We start from the raw sequence: 17,474 nt of genomic DNA on the forward strand, positions 1-17,474 counted from the left end.
TATTCTTTTCAAATTTATATTTTAATAGTTAATATATGAAAATGTCAATAAGCTAACTATTAGTACACTTATTTATAAAAATTTAAATTTTATTTGTTCAGATTAATTTTTAAGTATAACATTTACATAGTTATATTTTTATCCACTACCTTTAAACATTATACAATATCAATTATTATATAGTATATTTTAGTAAATATATACACATATTTAAAAGTTTATATACTTCAAAACAAATAGACAATGATAATATCATTGTCTAAAATTTAATCATATATAGGTTGTTGATTATTCATTGACCATCCATCACTTCTCACATCTAGAATATCTACATATTCTTCTTTTTCTTCTATATACTTAAGTTTTTTTATAATGCCTATAGGTTCTTTTAATGAAATCACATCATTTTTTTCATTTAAAACCCAAAGTACTTTATATCCTTTAGGTTTAACAGCTAAAGTTTCTTCTCCTTTTCCATCTGTAAAATATATTACTACATTAGGATTTATCTCATTTGCTCTTTTAAATATTGGTGAAAATTTTGTTCCACCTCTAGTGTTTAGTCTTTTTCTTATATCCTTTAAATTACTTATTTTATATTCTCTTCTTATTTCTGTATCACATTCTAATATAATTATTTCATAGTTATAATTTTTAACTATATTTATTATTTCTTTTACAGCTAAATTATATTCATCATCACTTATACTCCCACTTATGTCTATGGCTACTAATACTTTAGCAATTTTTTTTGATAATTCTCCTCTTAAATCAACTCTATCTGGTTGACGCCTATTTCTTCTCATTATAGTTTTATTCTTTCCACATTGAATAGTTCCCATAATTCTTTTTAAAACAAGATTCCATGATATTTCACTCTTAGTATTTTTTAAATTTTTTAACGCATTTTCAACATATATTGGTATATCACCCTTTTGAGAAAATTCTATTGATTTTCTTGTTACATCTTTTATTATATTTTCATCTATCTCAATATTACTATTCCAAATATCATGAGTTTTTGATATATCATATTCTTTCTCTAACTCATTTTCCTTTGAATCATCTTCTTCTGCCTCTTCATTAACATCCATCAAGTTCAATTCTTCTTGAATCTTTTGTACATAATATTCCATAGATTGATATGGCTCTAAACTTAAGTTATATTTTAAATTAACAGTTTCTAATGTAATTGCATATGGTGGTAAATAGTCTATATACTGATTAACTACAATATCCATAGCCATATTTAAAGCCAAAGTGCTATACTTATTAATTAACTCTTTTTTTCTTATAAGATGTAAATATATTATATGATGTATTTCATGCTTAATGGTACCTTGCATTTGTTCAAGTGTAAGGTTTAAAAATAATATAGGATTGAAATATATTATATATTTTGAAAAGTCTATATCTACACCAGTAGGACTAGCCATATCATATTTTATTTTTCTTTTCATTTGTATCAAAAAATGACCATAAAAGTTATTTTTATTTTGAAGAAGCGATAATGTTATTTTATCAATAAACTTTAGAAACTCCTTCTCAAACTCTCTTGGAATATCATCTATATTATTTATATTACATATTAAGTTATATAAATAATCTCTATTAGAATAAAATTTATCCACTTTAAATCACCCTAACTTACTATCTCATTATATGAATCAAAATACATTTCAATAAATTCATCATTTTCTATAAGTACCTTATAAAAATTAGAATAACTTTGTTTTATTTCTTGCATTACACCTATTTTTAGATCTAATGGATAAAGATTTAAAAATTCAACAAATCTATTTATCTCATTTTCTGAAAAATTATTATCTAATACTTTTAAAATATTTTTTGCACTTAAATAAAGTCTAGTATGTGGTTCATTTTGAACTCTTGCTTTTAAATTATTTGATATTTTATCATCATTAAATATATCTTTATAATTAATTAAAGGATTTGTACCCTCTTCAATAAATGCCATAAATTCACTTGCAATTCTATTTCCTAAATTACCCTTTAGAACGTTTAAAAACACTTTTTTAGATATTTCTCCTTTGGATTCCTTATAAATTTTATAACATTTTGAAACTCTTTCAAAACTTCTTGGTGTAGATTGTATATTTTCTTCATCATCATGACTGCTTAAATAATTCGGAAATGTTGAAATAAATTCTATTACAGAATCTTCTATTTCATTGCTACTAGCCCACCTAATCCAGTTATTAGCATCACTTTCCATATATAGCCAAACAAATCTATCTTCTTGTGCTGGATCCATATCTACAACTTGATAATCAAAATCTCCACCATACTTACTAGATGGATTCATTGCAGCTAATATCTTAACACTTGAATTAAGATGATAACCATTTATCTCTCTATTTAGTATCAAATTCATAAGTTCTTGCTGAACTGTATGTTCACATCTATTAATTTCATCTATGAATAACAACACATCTTGTCCACTCAAAGTTAAATTTTCTATTTCCTGTAATTTAGTATGCACTGCATATACAGTTCTTTTTTTTGTCTTTTTTTGTTCATTTTCTATATAAGTATAGTCTTCAATAGATGGTAATCCACCTATTTCACCTTCTTTAAGTAAATTACCATCTATAACCACTAATCTCCAATCATTTTTAATTGACAACTCTTTTGCTAATGCAGTTTTACCTATACCACTCTCCCCTACAATTAGTGGTACTTCATTACTTTTTATAACTAATTCAGCACTTAACAATGTATCTTTAAAATTCATATACTCCACCCTTTCTTTTGTTTAAAAACTAAATTTTAAAATTTTAACATTTCATCTACAGCAATAGATTTTGCTCTTTTGCTTCCATACTTATGGATAAATAAAATTTTATCCATAGATATATTATCATTACTTTTATCTATTACATCGCAATTTATAAAATCTCTTATATATTTTTCGCTCACTATTTCTTCTGAAATAACTTCTTTTATTGCATTTTCTATGTTTAACCCCTCTATATTAATGTACTTTATAGATAATATATTTCTTTTTAAAAATTCTATCTTTTTATCATTATTTATATTTCTTATAAATTTAATTGCTGCTTCATTTCTTTCAACTGCAAAACATTCAGCAGCAAATGTAGGTTTTTCTATGTATCTTATAGCATCATAATTTTTCTCTATAGCCAACATTTGAATTTCTTCACTTGGATTTTTTATATATTTTATAGAGTCATAATCCTTTTCAATTGCTAATCTTTGTGTTTCTATTTTAGGATTATTTATATATTGTATTGACCATCCTTTTTGATTTATTCCTTCTATTATTAAACTTTCTTCTGGATTCTTTATAAATTTCAACGTATTCCAAGCTGCTTTAACTACATATTCTTTAATTTCATAAGTTGGATTTTCAATATATTCGATTGCCCAAATATTACTTTTAACTGCAACTAAATTCATTTCTTCACTTGGATTTTTTATATATCTAATAACTGTTCCATTTCCTTGTAAAGCTGCTAATTTCATTTCATTAGTTGGATTTTCTATTTTTTTTATAAGTATTGGATTACTTTTTAACATATTTATTTTTTCAGATTCATTCATAAAATTACCCCTTATTAATAATTGTTATTACTTAATTATAATTATATACCTTTTATTATTTTTGTCTATCCCCTTATATTTTACTACTATACCTATTATTAAGACAAAAAATCCATAAAATTTTAGCTATTATAATCTTCTTATAAAAGCTAAAATTTTATAGATGCTAACCTTTACATTTTTTTGTTTTTTTATTAATTCATTTTATAGAAAACTTTCATTATATTATCTTTATCTGGAACATTATTTTTAAAGAATTCCATTACATTAAAGTCTATATCATATTTTAAATTCTTAAATATTATATCAACCACGCCATTATCATAAAAATCCATTTCAGCAAAACTTACAAATCCGTCTCTTGAACAGCCTATTGAACCAGGGTTTAACACTGGTTTTCCTATCCAGTGCTTTACAAGTGTTTGACAATGACTATGTCCTATTATCACATAATCACACAAATCTCCATAATCTTTAGTAAATTCATCCAAAGTTGCTTCTTTATATAATACTGGAAGTTCATTCATACTATCTATCCTAGAATGTACCATAAGTATTTTCTTATTCTTTATTTCAACGATTCTCTCTGTTGGAACTGTTTTTAATTTTTGAATTCTCTCTTCACCTAAAATATTTATATTCCACTGTTGATGTTCCTTTTCTCCTTCTGTAAATTCTTCACAATCACCTGTTATTAATGAGTAATCAGTATTTCCTAAAATATTTATAAACCTCTTATCATTCATAACAATATCAAAAACTTCAACTGGATTAGGTCCTTCTTGAACAAAGTCTCCTAGGTTTAAAATTTTTTCTACATTTTTTTCTTCTGCATATTTTAAAAAAGTATTAAATGCATGTATATTGCTATGAATATCAGCAATAACTAGTATTGTTTCCTTCCCCATAGTCCAACTCTCCTTCATTCCGAAAATCAATTCATTATTTTCTAAATTTTCTTAATTATTTGTTATTTCTATTATATCATCTTATTCTATTTACACAACTTTCCTTAAAAAGTTGTTCAAATTCACATTATCCTAACAATTATTTTATCCTTTATATGGGCTAAATATACTTTATAGAGTTTAAATCATTTATTTTTTAATATTTGAACTTATATTATCATTTAAATTTTTAATAATAAATGTTAAAATATTCTTATCTTATAAATTTTACCTATTATTGCTAGATTTTCTATTTATCTTATAAATATATAGGGGTCCATATTCATCTTTAAATTTATTAGCTTCAAAACTTGGACACTCTCAAGAGTTAGACTAGCTCAAAATCATTTTAGAATGAATAAAAATGATTTTTAATTAGATAAGTCTAACCATTATAATGGTGATTTGAATTTTCAGTTATGTCTATAAGCATTGTTAATTATTAATTAGTTTTAAATGTGAAAATTTTTATGCTTTAGTCTCATTAGTAATGATATGTACATTCTAAAATTAACATTAAGTTCATGATAATAGGTTTTTATCTATATATTCAATAACTTTGATTATTTTACAATATATTAAGGGGGAATTTTATGTATTTATTTTGTGAAAGTAATAGGTTATATTTAAGACCTGTTACACTTAAAGATTCTAATTTTATATATAATATTAAAAGTAATGAACTTATTAAAAATTTTTCTATAGTGAATTCTTTTGATGACATTTCTAATCATACTGAAATACAAGATATAAAAAATACTATTAAAAACAATAATGAAATATACCTTATATTAACCTTAAAAGAAGATAACTCTAGCATTGGTTTTATAAGAAGTAAATTTTTAAATAAGAAAAGAAATATTGTAAATTTAGAATTTGCTTTAAACAATGGTAAAAGAAATGGTTACATGAAGGAAGCTTTGAATATTTTTATTGAAAAACTTTTTTCAATAGGAGTTGAAAGAATTGAAATCTCTATATTAGATAATAATAAAATTGCTTATTCTTTGCTTACATCTTTAAATTTTAAATTAGAAGGCACTAAGAGAAAAGCTTATTATACATCATCTAAATGCCATGATGTATTAATATTATCATTATTAAAACAAGAATAAATATCTGAATTTTCAAAACAAGCTTAAATTATAAAAGAGTTATTAAAATAATATTACTGAATCATCATTAGGTGTTATATTTTCTAAAAAAATTGGCAATCTTAATTGATGGATATGTATAATATTATTAAATTTATTGTTTATATGTTTCATAAATAATATTATGCACAAAATGACCAAATTCATTTTTTGAATTTGGTCATTTTATTTTTAGAGCTAATTATTTAATTTTTATATAGCCCCTTATATAATTATTTATTTTTTTCATTTTCTATAAATTCATCTACATATAAAACTTCTACAGTTTTAGACCAATTTAACACTGTTCCCACTAAATCTTTAATATCTAAATCTTCCATATCATATATTTCACTATTATTTATTGTGCCAGTTGCATCTTCTATGAACGTAACTTTATATCCTCTTTCAAATGCTACTATAGCTGTAAACATACAGCAAAACTCTGTATTGAAGCCTACTATTACAACTTCATCAACATTACTTTCTTTTAATATATTATCTAAGTTTGTTTTATAAAAAGCACTTGGAGTTGTTTTCTCAATAATTTCATCATAATCCTCAGCGAATTCTTCATGTATCTCAGAACGATTACTGCTTTCATTTAAAGGACTATCATTGTCTGCTTCTATATGCCTTACAAAAATAACTTTATCATTTTTACTTTTGCATATATCTATGACTTTTTTTATATTATCCTTTTCTTCCTTGAAATTTTTTTGACTTAAGATATGTTTTTGCATATCTAATACTATTAATGCTCTCATAATATTATTCACCTCATAATTATGCTTATATATTAAATGTAATTATAATTTATAATTATCACTTTATATATCATCAGTATTTATAAATATTTTTCTTTTTTTGTATATTATAATTAATGTTATTACTGCAATTAATATTAAGTATTCTTCTACAAAAGCTATGTTCTTTATACTTCCTATTTGATATAATGCAACTACAAAGTCAACTGCAGCATGTAATAAAATTCCTAAGAAAAAATATATTCTTTTTCGTTCTTTTATACTATAGAAAATAAGCATTGACAATCCTATTTGGATTATTATAGTGCACACTCTTTCAATTCCAGCTATTCCCCACGTATAAGATGGTGCATTAATTAACTGAGTTTTTACTAAAGTTAAACTTGACTTTAAAGTTCCACTAGCAGCATTTATTAAATTGTCAAAAGTTCCGTTGTTTATTTGAATTACTGCAATAATATTATTAAAATACATAACTCCAGCTACTAGAACTGCTTCTATTCCTCCATGCCCAATACCATATGCTACTGAATTTTTGTATGATTTATTTTTCTTTAATATCCATCTAAAACTTATATATCTTGCACTTTCTTCAAATATACCTGCCATAAGTCCAGCATAAATCATATAGAAAATAGGATTAGTTAAAATTTGTGAAGTTTTTTCATTTTGATATAAAAAATAATGATGTAGTGGTGCTTCTAAAAGTTGTGTAGATACAATAAATGCTATAATTCCTACAAATGCATATTTCAAATCAATTTTATACTTTCTTTTACCGTATATAATAAGAATTATTGGCATTATAGCACTTAATACAAATGTAATAACAATAAATATAATAGAATCAATACCTACCATATCCTTCTCCTTTTATGAAATTTTATAAAATATAGGGTTCCAAGTTCAAATTTAAAATAACATCCTTATCAAATAATACTAGTGATATTATAGTTTATTACTATATTTATATTTGGAACCAAGTAAAAAGTTAAAGTTATGGTATATATTACTCACTTTGTTCCTAATATCTAAAAATAGAAGTATATAAAAACTAGTTTTTATATGGTGTTTAAATAATTTACTTTGAAATTTATTATACAAATTGATTAAAAAATTGATACTTCAATTTTATCCTTCATTATTAACTGCTCATCGTTAATAGTTAATTTTTGTATAATAGTTTAAATCTTTTTTTCCAATTGAAATAAGAATAATTACATTTTTCATATTGGATTCCTATATAAATGATTAATTTATTATTTGAATATTTTACATACTTTCTATACATTATATTATTTATAATATTTATTGTCTATATTTTTAAATTATAATTAACTTAATTTTATAATATTCAAAAGTTTAATTTTAAATTTAATTAAACTTTTGTATAACTACATATTTATTTAAATACTTATACAAAACTAAATTATAAATTTTGTATATAATAAAAATAGCAAGTATAATACTTGCTATTTTTATTATTTTATTAATTAATTTCTTTCTCTTCATTATATCTATTTATTAATTTCTTTTCTGTTAAATTTATAAACTCATTTTCATCTATATCTTGTATAGTTTTAAATTTATATCCATTTTTCTTTAAATCTTTTATTATACTTGGAAGAGCTTTTGGTGTGGTACTGTTTGAAGCTCCATCATGCATTAAAATTACAATTCTTTCTTTATCTAAATTTTTCTTACTCATTTCTTTCCTATAATTACACAGTAATCTTTCCACTGGAATATTTATGCCCATTGCATCTTCAATTGATACATTCCAATCCACATAATTTATTTTTCTATTATTCAGTTCATCTCTTATTGATTTTAAAACTACTTTGCTCGGAACACCTGTACTTGAACCTCCAGGCATCCTCATAAAATTACAAGGTTCCTTTTCTAATAATTCTTTTAACTTACTATATGCAGCATCATAATCTTTAAAATAAATTTCTTTACTTCTATAATTTTCATTTTTATGAGTATTGGTATGTACACATATAGAATTTCCATTTTCTTCTACTTTCTTTAATATTTCTTTGTTTGTATTTGCAAGTTCTCCTATAACAAAAAATGTGGCCTTAACATCTTCTTCTTCTAATATTTTTAAAATTTCCAATGTATTTTCAGTTGGTCCATCATCAAAAGTTAAGTATACTATTTTATTATCCTCATTGTTTTCTTTAATATCATCCATATACCCTAAAACACTAAATGAAGTTAAAATCATAATTGCACAAATACAAAAACTTATAATTGCTTTACTCTTTTTCAAATTTATTCATCTTCTTTCTTTTTCAAATTCTCATATATTTATAACTATATTATCTTCTTATTTAAAATTAATATTCTTACACATTAGAAGGTTATTTATTACTGAGTTTATAATTATTTAAATATATTTGTTTTTTATTTTCCAATATTGTGTTGACTTTTCAAAATTTTCTTATATAATTAAATCATAAACTAAATATTAAATTCTTATTTTGAGTGATTGAGGGATCTGGCCCTATGAAATCCGGCAACCAGCATTTTGCATTGGTGCTAATTCCAGCGGTTTTTACCGAAAGATAAGAGAAGTTATCTATCCTCTTATTTTTCAAGAGGTTTTTTTATATTTAAAATAAAAACTTAATATATTCTTATCCAGAGTGGCAGAGGGACTGGCCCTATGAAGCCCAGCAACCAGCATTTTGCATTGGTGCTAATTCCAGCGGTTTTTTACCGAAAGATAAGAGAAAAATCCCCTCTTGTCTTTCAAGAGGGGATTTTTTATATTATGTGATAAAAACTATTTATTATTAAATTCTAACTTTTTATGTAATATATATATTGCTTTATTTAATTAATTCACTGAAAGGAAGCGATTTTTAATATGATAACCATTAAAAATTTAACTAAAATATATAATTCTAAGAATTCTAATGTTATAGCTGTTGACAATTTAAATTTAAAAGTAAATGAAGGTGATATTTATGGAATAATTGGACTTAGTGGTGCTGGCAAATCTTCCTTATTAAGATGTATAAATCTTCTTGAAAAGCCTACTAAAGGTGAAGTTTTACTAGATAATTTAACAATTAATAGTACAACTCATAACATTATAGATATTACAAAGTTATCATCTAACAAATTAAGAGAAGTAAGAAAACAAATAGGTATTATATTTCAACACTTTAATTTGCTAATGAATTCTACTGTATATGATAATGTTGCATTTCCACTAAAACTTAATAAAGTTCCTAAACCATATATTGATAAAAAAGTTAATGAACTTTTAGAATTAGTAGATTTAAAAGATAAGAAATACTCTTACCCATCCCAATTATCTGGTGGTCAAAAGCAAAGAGTAGGCATAGCTAGATGTCTTAGTACTAATCCTAAAATAATTTTGTGTGATGAGGCAACATCAGCGTTAGATCCAAGTACTACAGATTCCATATTAAATTTACTTAAATTAATAAATAAGAAATTTAATATAACTATAGTTTTAATTACCCATGAAATGGATGTAATTAAAAAGATTTGTAATAAAGTTGCTGTTATGCAAGATGGCAAAATAGTTGAAGAAGGATTAGTTTTAGATGTATTTTCAAATCCTAAAACTGAAATTTCTAATTCTTTTTTTGATAAGAATTTAAGTATTCCTAATAGTCTTAAAGATAAATTTTATCCAAACATAATGCTTAAGTTAACTTTTAAAGGAATTAGCGCAACTTCTCCTGTTATTCATGAGCTTTCAAAAAAATTCGAAGTAGAGTTCAATATTATCTGTGGTTGTATAGATGTAATTCAAGAAACTCAAGTTGGAAGTCTTATAATAACACTTAATAATGATTTAGATACTATTAATTCTATTACTAAGTTTTTAAAATCTATGCAAGTTGAAGTAGAGGTGATTAATTTTGACTGAACTATTTAATATATTAAATTCTACAATTAAGCCATTATTGCAAACTATTTATATGGTTTCATTTTCTACTATTATCTCATTAATTATTGGTGTACCAATAGGAATAATACTTACTATTACTTCTAAAGGACACATTAGTGAAAATAGTAAGCTATATTCTTTTTTAAGTACTATTGTAAATATACTTAGGTCTATACCTTTTATTATTTTAATAGTTGCATTGTTCCCTATTTCTAAATTTATAATTGGCACAACTATAGGTACTACAGCATCAATTGTTCCTTTATCTATAGCTAGCGCACCTTTTGTTGCTAGAATTATTGAATCTTCATTAAGAGAAATCCCCTTTGGCATAATTGAAGCTTCTTTAGCTTGTGGTGCTACTAAATCTCAAATTATATTTAAAGTTCTTATACCAGAAGCTTTTCCTTCTCTTATATCAAATATAACACTTACCATAATAAATATTATTGGTTATTCTGCCATGGCTGGTGCTGTAGGTGGTGAAGGTATTGGAGACTATGCTATTCGTGAAGGATATATGCGCTATAACAATAAAATTATATTAGCAACTATTGTGATTTTAATATTGCTAGTACAATTAATTCAAATCACTGGTAATCATATTGCAAAAAAATCGAATAAAAAAATATTATAAATTGCGGAGGTAACATTTATGAAAAAATCTTATTTTAAATTTATTTCTATAGCTATGATTTCAATTCTACTACTAGGTTGTGCATCTACATCAGATAATTCAAAAGAAAAATCTGATGCTAAGACATTAATTATTGGAGCATCTCCAACTCCTCATGGAGAAATTTTAAATTTTGCTAAGGAAAACTTAAAATCTAAAGGTATTGATATACAAGTAAAGATATTTACTGATTATGTAATACCAAATAAATCTTTAGCTTCTGGTGAATTAGATGCAAATTATTTTCAACATGTTCCTTACATGGAAGATTTTAATAAGAAGAATAATGCAAGTATAGTTTCTGTTGGTGGTATTCATGCTGAGCCTTTAGCTGCATATTCAAATAAAATAAAAAAAATTGATGAATTAAAAAGTGGTGATATTATTGCAATTCCCAATGATAATTCAAACGGAACTAGAGCTTTAAAATTGTTAGAAAAAAATAACTTAATAACTTTAAAAAATTCAAATTCTGATATTCAAACAGAAAAAGATATAGAAAAAAATCCCAAAAACTTTAAAATCAAAACTGTTGAAGCTGCACAATTGCCTAGATTATTAGATGAAGTATCCTTGGCCATAATAAATGGAAATTATGCTTTAGAGTCAAAGCTAGATACAAATAATGTTTTATTTCTTGAAGAAATATCTGATATAGAAAAACATGTAAATATAATCGCTACTCGTGAAGATAATAAAGATAATGAAACACTCAAAGAACTTGTTGATTTTTTAAAAAGTGATGAAACTAAAAATTTTATTAGAGAAAGATATGGTAAAGCAGTTATACCTAGTAATTAATTAAGTTTCTATAAAAAAATATGAACTAATACAAATTAGTTCATATTTTTTATACTTTATTAAATTTTATTTAGCACTTTTACCTAATTTTTTAGATTCATTTGAAACCCCTATTTCATTAGAAGTTTCCATTTTCATTTTTTCTAATTCCTTTTTAGTTTTTTGACCTGCCTTTTTATTGTCTTTACTATTTTTATTATTTTTATGTGACATTTTAACTACTCCTTTAATAATAAATTTTTCAATATTTATCATTTGTATTTAGCTGAAAATTATACATCTTCTGATTTTTCCCTTTTTTGAATCTTTTTATTTTTGTTTTAGTTTGTATTATAATCTATTTACTAATGAAAATTTAACATAAGATAATTATTATAAATACTTAGGAAAAGGTGATTGAGATGGTAAAATTAATTGCTAGTGATATGGATGGTACTTTATTGGATTCAAATGGAATATTACATGAAGATTTCTATGAAACTCTAAGTAAATTAAAGGATAAAAACATAACATTTGTAGCTGCTTCTGGAAGACAATATCAAAATTTACTAAAAACATTTGATAAAGTTAAATATGACATTATATTTGCGGCGGAAAATGGTACATACATTATGCAAAATGGTAAAGAGTTATATTCTAATTGTATTGCTAATGATATTCTTAATGAGCTATGCTGTCTTGGTAGATCTTTGGATAACTGTTATGTTTTACTTTGTGGTAAAAAAGCTGCTTATTTAGAAACTAATGAAAAATTTGTTCATGATGAAGTAAAAAAATACTTTGAAAAAGTTGAAGTTGTCTCTGATTTTTCTTTAATTGATGATGAAATTCTAAAATTTACTTTATGTGATTTTGATGGTGCAAATAATAATTCTTACAATATCTTTAACAAAATCTATGGTGAACAATTTAAAGTTGTCACTTCAGGAGATATTTGGCTTGATATTATGAATAAAGATGCTAATAAGGGTGTTGCAATTAAATTTCTTCAAAACAAATTAAATATATCTTTTGATGAAACAATGTCTTTTGGTGATTACTATAACGATCTTGAAATGCTTAAGTGCTCTAAATATAGCTATGCCATGGGAAATGCTGTAGATGCAGTAAAAAGAGTAAGTAATTATCTAGCTGATACAAATGAAAATTATGGAGTTATTAAAGCTATAAATGAAAATGTAATATAAAATAGGAATAACATGTAATTTTACTAGTATCCTTTGATAACGCTATTACTCGGAACCCTATAGATGTAATAAGTGAAACTGCTGATAACAGTAATTTCACTTGTTTTTTTATAATTTGATATATATTTAATTAATAGTATTAATATTATATATTTTTTAATAATTCATATGTATAATTATATATATATTATCAATATTGTTTAGGCATATTCAAAAATTAATGAAGCAATTTAATGATTAATATTGTGAAGGACTTCATTAAAATAGCGCATTAATAATCATAATATTAATATTATTCTTTCATTAACTTGGTCCATTATTTTCTTATATATGCCCCAGGAGGTATTCAATGTTAAATTTTAGTTTTAAAAATCCAACTAATTTAGTTTTTGGTAAAAATACTATTTCTTCCATAGGTAACTATGTAAAAGAGTATAATTTAAAAAAAGTTTTGTTATTATACGGAAAAGGTTCTATATTTAATAATGGTGTTTATGATGATGTTACTAGTTCATTAAAGAAAAACCATATTGAATTTGTTGAATTATCTGGTGTAAAACCCAATCCTCTACTTAGTAAAGTAAAAGAAGGCATCAATCTAGTAAAAGAACATTCACTAGATGCTATAATTGCTGTAGGTGGCGGTAGTGTTATAGATTCTGGAAAAGCAATTTCTGCTGGTTCTTGTTATGATGGAGATGTTTGGGATTTGTTTGAAAATAATATTAAACTAACATCTGCCTTACCACTATTTACTGTTCTTACCCTATCTGCTACTGGTTCTGAAATGAATTGTGGCGGAGTAATAACTAATGAAAAGGAAAATAAAAAATGGTCTTTTGGATCACCACTACTTTATCCTAAAGTATCTATATTAGATCCTACAATTCAAAGTTCACTTCCAGTGAATCAAACTATTAATGGAGCTATTGATACAATAACTCATGTATTTGAAGCTTATTTTGGTGGAACTAAAAATACAGATATGTCAGATGAACTTTCAGAAGGCATTATTAGAACAGTTATACATCATTCTAAAATTTTACTTCAAAATCCAACTAACTACGAATCTAGATGTGAACTTGCATTTGCAGCAACTCTTGCATTAAATGGATTAAATGGACTTGGAAGAAAAGGTGATTGGGCTTCACATAATATAGAACATTCGTTAAGCGTTCTTAATGATGTTTCTCATGGTACTGGTCTTGCAATAATTATGCCTGCTTGGATGAAATATGTTTATAAAGAAGATATAGATAAGTTTGCTAAAATGGGGAGAAATATTTTTTCTATAACTGAAGGTAGTACTGAAGAAATTGCACTTAAATCTATTGATGCCCTAAAAAATTATTATAGCGAATTAGGTGCACCTACTACATTAAAGGCTATTAATGTGTCACATAAAGACTTAGACTTCATAGCTGACAATGCATCAATGCTTGCACCACTTGGTACATTTAAAAAATTATATAGAGAAGATATTTATAATATACTAGAAATTGCATTTGAATAATACTTATAAAACAAATAGGATTAGCTGATTATAAGCAGTTAATCCTATTTTAATATATGTTTATTTTATTATATCTCCATCCCACTTTATCATACCTTCATGCATATGATAGACATTTTTAAATTCATTGTTCGCTAAAATTTCTGATGCTTTAGTGCTTCTTTTACCACTTCTACAATATACAAGAACATTTTTGTCTTTATATTCTTCTATCTCACTTAATCTATTTTCTAATTCTGAATCTGGTATTACTTTAGCATCTTTTATATGTCCTTCTTTAAACTCATCTTCTCCCCTAACATCTAAAATCAGCTGAAACTTACCTTCTTCAATCATTTTTTTAGCTTCTTCTATACTTATATTCTTGTAAGCTGACTTATCTTTATTATCTAAATTTTTTTCAATATTTTTTTCATTGCTATTTATTTTATTTTCTTCTTTATTATTTCCACAAGCTACTAAGCTAAATGTCATACCTACTGTTAAAACTATTGCTAAAACCTTTTTCATTGTATTACCTCTTCTTATATTTTTTTAATTTAAATTTTGTGTGTTTATTGTAATTGATTTTTAAATATTTGTATAATAAAAAAAACTTATCATCAATTTGTTAATGATAAGTTTTTCTTATTATTAAGTACATATTTTTCTTAAATTTTCTAATGCATCTGATGCTTTATCTTCATCTACTAAAGCAACTATATAATCTCCATTTAAAATCACACTATTTCCTCTAGGTAATATCTCTTTAGTTCCTCTTTTAATAGCAACTACTAAACATTCACTTGGTAAGTTTGCATCTTTTATTTTCTTACCTGATATATTACTTCCAATATGCACACAATGTTCTATTAATGTTTTTGTTTTACTATCCCCTTCAAAATTATTACCATTTTTCTTAAGTAAATTTTCTAAAAGACTTTCATATATTGGTTCTGAATTTAATATATCTGAAGTTATATATGCTATTAAGGATACTATAGCAAGAGGTAATAAATGTTCAAATGAACCTGTCATTTCTGTGATAAGTATAATACCTGTAATTGGCGCTTTTACTATAGCAGTAAAATGACCTGCCATTGCAAGTATTATAAAGTTTATAATATATATGTTTGGCATACCAATTGCAGCACAAAAAATAAGACCACATATATTTCCAACTAATGCTCCTAACACTAATAACGGAAAGAATATTCCTCCTGGAACTCCTGAACCAAAACATAAAAATACTAAAATAAATTTAATTATTAGGAAAGTAATTAAAGCTAATATAGTAAAATTCTTTTCTGGTAAACTCATTATAAGATTATGTCCACCACCAATTAGTAATGGAGATACAAGTCCAGCTATTCCTGTAATTATAAATGGTATTATTGTTTTATACTGAACAGGAATTTTTTTAAATTTCCCGTATAATTTTTGAGTTTTTAAAATTCCTGAATTAAATATAACTCCACTTATACCAACAAAAATCCCCAATATTATAAGTGTCCAATAATACTTTAATGGTAATGCTATTACCTTTGCAAAATTTAAAGCTGGTGCAACACCTAAAAACTGTTTAGTTGTAAAATCTGCTGCTAATGCTGCTGCCATTGCTGATAATAATGCAAGTGGTGAAAAGTTTTTATGAGCTTCTTCTAATGAAAACATAACCCCTGACAGTGGTGCATTAAATGCTGCTGCAAGACCTGCACTTGATCCACTTGTAATTAAGTATTTTTCTTCTACATTTACTCTTTTAAAAATCCTACTAAATCCTTGTCCTATTGCGGCTCCCATTTGCACTGATGGACCTTCTCTTCCTAGAGACAGACCTGATCCTAGACATAGAACCCCACCTATAAATTTATTTATAAGAACTCTTAACCAATTAATTTCTATCTTTTTAACTAAGATACCCTCCACCTGTGGAATTCCACTTCCACATATCATTGGTTCTTTCTTAACTAATAATCCAACTAAATATCCTATCAGTATAAGTCCTAAAAATAATAACATTATATACATAGGATTTCCTTTAGAACTGCTATAAACCTTATTAAAAATAGAAGATAATTTTTCTATAGCTATCCTATTTAATACAATTATTAGCCCTGTAATTATACCTATAATAGCTCCTTCTACAATTAATTTTACCCTTAAATTTTTTCTGTGAGATAAAACATTTGTAGTTTTATTCTCTAAACCATCCATCTTATTCACCTTCTATATACGTATATATTTAAATAATTTTACAGTGTTAATTTTTGGACTATAATTTTATAAACACCAAGATTAATTATAGTATGTTATTAATTCATTTTCAAATCTTTAGTAAAGATTTTATTTTTATAAAGTCATATAACTACTATTTATCTATTATTTTTCAAGTCTGAAAACATAGTAAATCCACTTACCATTAAGAAAATTGATGGTATTATATACAATGTAGTTGTATACATTATACCTGCAATAGCACACATAACCATAAGCAATGCACCAAATTGAGATTTTTTTCTAGATATGAATACACCTATTAATGCTACAACTGAAAATATAAAAACATAAATTATTCTTGGTCCTAAAACTTCTATAGTTTTTTTATCATAGTTTCCACTTATTAAAATTATTACAATTAATGTAATCCCAATGATAAATCCAATAATACTTCCTAAAAGACCACATTTGAAACTATTTATTTTCTTCATACACATCTCCTACTTATTTTTATTTTAAACTTATAAAGAAAAACATTATTTTATCGAAATTATAATTATAAAATATTAGTTTTATATTGATTTTAAAAATAATTACACATTTAAACTAATAATTATATTATAATGTAATTATTAGCAATGGTAAAATATTATTATGATTAGATTTAGTGATATTTAAATTATCAAAATTCAACCAAAACCTATTCTAGTCAAAAATTTAAAAATTATT

The 17,474-nt window shown here is 24.6% G+C and carries 17 protein-coding genes and 2 riboswitches; of the genes, 6 read left to right on the forward strand and 11 right to left on the reverse strand.

Annotation, left to right across the window (positions count from 1 at the left end; genetic code table 11):
- Window positions 1-266 precede the first annotated feature (266 nt).
- The 4 genes from AC07E4_RS16755 to AC07E4_RS16770 all read right to left on the reverse strand — a co-directional run bounded on the left by AC07E4_RS16755 (window position 267) and on the right by AC07E4_RS16770 (window position 4,493).
- Entirely contained in the window at window positions 267-1,631 is a 1,365-nt protein-coding gene (locus tag AC07E4_RS16755; RefSeq protein ID WP_478217017.1) for a vWA domain-containing protein, read from the reverse strand.
- Window positions 1,632-1,642: 11 nt separating this feature from the next.
- Window positions 1,643-2,755: an AAA family ATPase gene (locus tag AC07E4_RS16760; protein WP_478217018.1), complete on the reverse strand. Its 1,113-nt coding sequence runs from the start codon at window positions 2,753-2,755 to the stop codon at window positions 1,643-1,645.
- Between the two features lie 35 nt (window positions 2,756-2,790).
- Complete coding sequence (locus AC07E4_RS16765; RefSeq protein WP_430829687.1) at window positions 2,791-3,585, reverse strand: hypothetical protein; 795 nt, start codon at window positions 3,583-3,585, stop codon at window positions 2,791-2,793.
- A gap of 194 nt (window positions 3,586-3,779) precedes the next feature.
- The gene (locus tag AC07E4_RS16770; protein WP_478217019.1) at window positions 3,780-4,493 is read right to left on the reverse strand and encodes a metallophosphoesterase family protein; all 714 of its coding nucleotides are present in this window, start codon (window positions 4,491-4,493) and stop codon (window positions 3,780-3,782) included.
- Window positions 4,494-5,125: 632 nt separating this feature from the next.
- Between AC07E4_RS16770 and AC07E4_RS16775 the strand changes: the two genes are divergently transcribed.
- Window positions 5,126-5,647 (forward strand): GNAT family N-acetyltransferase, encoded by a 522-nt coding sequence (locus AC07E4_RS16775; protein ID WP_430829685.1) that lies wholly within the window; start codon window positions 5,126-5,128, stop codon window positions 5,645-5,647.
- 251 nt (window positions 5,648-5,898) lie between these two features.
- Here the strand turns inward: AC07E4_RS16775 and AC07E4_RS16780 are convergent, their stop codons facing one another.
- The 3 genes from AC07E4_RS16780 to AC07E4_RS16790 form a co-directional block, all read right to left on the reverse strand.
- The gene (locus AC07E4_RS16780; RefSeq protein WP_034440277.1) at window positions 5,899-6,432 is read right to left on the reverse strand and encodes an isochorismatase family protein; all 534 of its coding nucleotides are present in this window, start codon (window positions 6,430-6,432) and stop codon (window positions 5,899-5,901) included.
- Between the two features lie 63 nt (window positions 6,433-6,495).
- Complete coding sequence (locus AC07E4_RS16785) at window positions 6,496-7,293, reverse strand: YhfC family intramembrane metalloprotease (RefSeq protein ID WP_034440278.1); 798 nt, start codon at window positions 7,291-7,293, stop codon at window positions 6,496-6,498.
- 628 nt (window positions 7,294-7,921) lie between these two features.
- A complete protein-coding gene (locus tag AC07E4_RS16790; RefSeq protein ID WP_430829683.1) occupies window positions 7,922-8,710 on the reverse strand; it encodes a polysaccharide deacetylase family protein in 789 nt (262 codons plus the stop codon).
- A gap of 203 nt (window positions 8,711-8,913) precedes the next feature.
- Window positions 8,914-9,012: riboswitch (SAM riboswitch) on the forward strand.
- Window positions 9,013-9,074: 62 nt separating this feature from the next.
- Window positions 9,075-9,173, forward strand: a riboswitch (SAM riboswitch).
- A gap of 137 nt (window positions 9,174-9,310) precedes the next feature.
- Here AC07E4_RS16790 and AC07E4_RS16795 point away from each other — a divergent pair.
- Genes AC07E4_RS16795 through AC07E4_RS16805 form a run of 3 tightly spaced genes read left to right on the forward strand, consistent with a single transcriptional unit; the run spans window position 9,311 to window position 11,846 of the window.
- Complete coding sequence (locus AC07E4_RS16795) at window positions 9,311-10,348, forward strand: methionine ABC transporter ATP-binding protein (protein WP_478217020.1); 1,038 nt, start codon at window positions 9,311-9,313, stop codon at window positions 10,346-10,348.
- Complete coding sequence (locus tag AC07E4_RS16800) at window positions 10,341-11,006, forward strand: methionine ABC transporter permease (protein WP_278245496.1); 666 nt, start codon at window positions 10,341-10,343, stop codon at window positions 11,004-11,006. The genes AC07E4_RS16795 and AC07E4_RS16800 overlap by 8 nt, the downstream gene beginning before the upstream one ends.
- 18 nt (window positions 11,007-11,024) lie before the next feature.
- The gene (locus AC07E4_RS16805; protein ID WP_430829681.1) at window positions 11,025-11,846 is read left to right on the forward strand and encodes a MetQ/NlpA family ABC transporter substrate-binding protein; all 822 of its coding nucleotides are present in this window, start codon (window positions 11,025-11,027) and stop codon (window positions 11,844-11,846) included.
- Between the two features lie 66 nt (window positions 11,847-11,912).
- Here AC07E4_RS16805 and AC07E4_RS16810 read toward each other — a convergent pair whose 3' ends face one another.
- On the reverse strand, window positions 11,913-12,059 hold the full coding sequence (locus tag AC07E4_RS16810) for a small, acid-soluble spore protein, alpha/beta type (RefSeq protein ID WP_074432675.1): 147 nt from the start codon (window positions 12,057-12,059) through the stop codon (window positions 11,913-11,915).
- A gap of 188 nt (window positions 12,060-12,247) precedes the next feature.
- Here AC07E4_RS16810 and AC07E4_RS16815 point away from each other — a divergent pair, with 188 nt between their 5' ends.
- Both AC07E4_RS16815 and AC07E4_RS16820 read left to right on the forward strand, forming a co-directional pair.
- Window positions 12,248-13,033 (forward strand): Cof-type HAD-IIB family hydrolase, encoded by a 786-nt coding sequence (locus AC07E4_RS16815; protein ID WP_430829680.1) that lies wholly within the window; start codon window positions 12,248-12,250, stop codon window positions 13,031-13,033.
- A gap of 349 nt (window positions 13,034-13,382) precedes the next feature.
- The gene (locus tag AC07E4_RS16820) at window positions 13,383-14,546 is read left to right on the forward strand and encodes an iron-containing alcohol dehydrogenase (RefSeq protein WP_034440294.1); all 1,164 of its coding nucleotides are present in this window, start codon (window positions 13,383-13,385) and stop codon (window positions 14,544-14,546) included.
- Window positions 14,547-14,606: 60 nt separating this feature from the next.
- On the opposite strand, the gene AC07E4_RS16825 is transcribed toward AC07E4_RS16820, so the two are convergent.
- The 3 genes from AC07E4_RS16825 to AC07E4_RS16835 all read right to left on the reverse strand — a co-directional run bounded on the left by AC07E4_RS16825 (window position 14,607) and on the right by AC07E4_RS16835 (window position 17,236).
- Window positions 14,607-15,056 carry a rhodanese-like domain-containing protein gene (locus tag AC07E4_RS16825; RefSeq protein WP_430829679.1) on the reverse strand — a complete coding sequence of 150 codons (450 nt, stop codon included), beginning with the start codon at window positions 15,054-15,056 and terminating at the stop codon, window positions 14,607-14,609.
- 123 nt (window positions 15,057-15,179) lie between these two features.
- Window positions 15,180-16,742, reverse strand: a complete 1,563-nt coding sequence (locus AC07E4_RS16830) for a ClC family H(+)/Cl(-) exchange transporter (RefSeq protein WP_034440296.1) — start codon at window positions 16,740-16,742, stop codon at window positions 15,180-15,182.
- A gap of 158 nt (window positions 16,743-16,900) precedes the next feature.
- Window positions 16,901-17,236: a hypothetical protein gene (locus AC07E4_RS16835; RefSeq protein WP_034440297.1), complete on the reverse strand. Its 336-nt coding sequence runs from the start codon at window positions 17,234-17,236 to the stop codon at window positions 16,901-16,903.
- Window positions 17,237-17,474: the final 238 nt, after the last annotated feature.

It is taken from the genome of Clostridium amazonense (assembly GCF_056431285.1).

Excerpts from the sequence above, each read along its gene's own strand:
- AC07E4_RS16765 (WP_430829687.1), bottom strand. The coding sequence starts at position 3,585 with ATGAATGAATCTGAAAAAATAAATATGTTAAAAAGTAATCCAATACTT.
- AC07E4_RS16805 (WP_430829681.1), top strand. The coding sequence starts at position 11,025 with ATGAAAAAATCTTATTTTAAATTTATTTCTATAGCTATGATTTCAATT.
- AC07E4_RS16775 (WP_430829685.1), top strand. The coding sequence starts at position 5,126 with ATGTATTTATTTTGTGAAAGTAATAGGTTATATTTAAGACCTGTTACA.
- AC07E4_RS16830 (WP_034440296.1), bottom strand. The coding sequence starts at position 16,742 with ATGGATGGTTTAGAGAATAAAACTACAAATGTTTTATCTCACAGAAAA.
- AC07E4_RS16815 (WP_430829680.1), top strand. The coding sequence starts at position 12,248 with ATGGTAAAATTAATTGCTAGTGATATGGATGGTACTTTATTGGATTCA.
- AC07E4_RS16820 (WP_034440294.1), top strand. The coding sequence starts at position 13,383 with ATGTTAAATTTTAGTTTTAAAAATCCAACTAATTTAGTTTTTGGTAAA.
- AC07E4_RS16810 (WP_074432675.1), bottom strand. The coding sequence starts at position 12,059 with ATGTCACATAAAAATAATAAAAATAGTAAAGACAATAAAAAGGCAGGT.
- AC07E4_RS16795 (WP_478217020.1), top strand. The coding sequence starts at position 9,311 with ATGATAACCATTAAAAATTTAACTAAAATATATAATTCTAAGAATTCT.
- AC07E4_RS16785 (WP_034440278.1), bottom strand. The coding sequence starts at position 7,293 with ATGGTAGGTATTGATTCTATTATATTTATTGTTATTACATTTGTATTA.
- AC07E4_RS16770 (WP_478217019.1), bottom strand. The coding sequence starts at position 4,493 with ATGGGGAAGGAAACAATACTAGTTATTGCTGATATTCATAGCAATATA.
- AC07E4_RS16825 (WP_430829679.1), bottom strand. The coding sequence starts at position 15,056 with ATGAAAAAGGTTTTAGCAATAGTTTTAACAGTAGGTATGACATTTAGC.
- AC07E4_RS16835 (WP_034440297.1), bottom strand. The coding sequence starts at position 17,236 with ATGAAGAAAATAAATAGTTTCAAATGTGGTCTTTTAGGAAGTATTATT.
- AC07E4_RS16760 (WP_478217018.1), bottom strand. The coding sequence starts at position 2,755 with ATGAATTTTAAAGATACATTGTTAAGTGCTGAATTAGTTATAAAAAGT.
- AC07E4_RS16780 (WP_034440277.1), bottom strand. The coding sequence starts at position 6,432 with ATGAGAGCATTAATAGTATTAGATATGCAAAAACATATCTTAAGTCAA.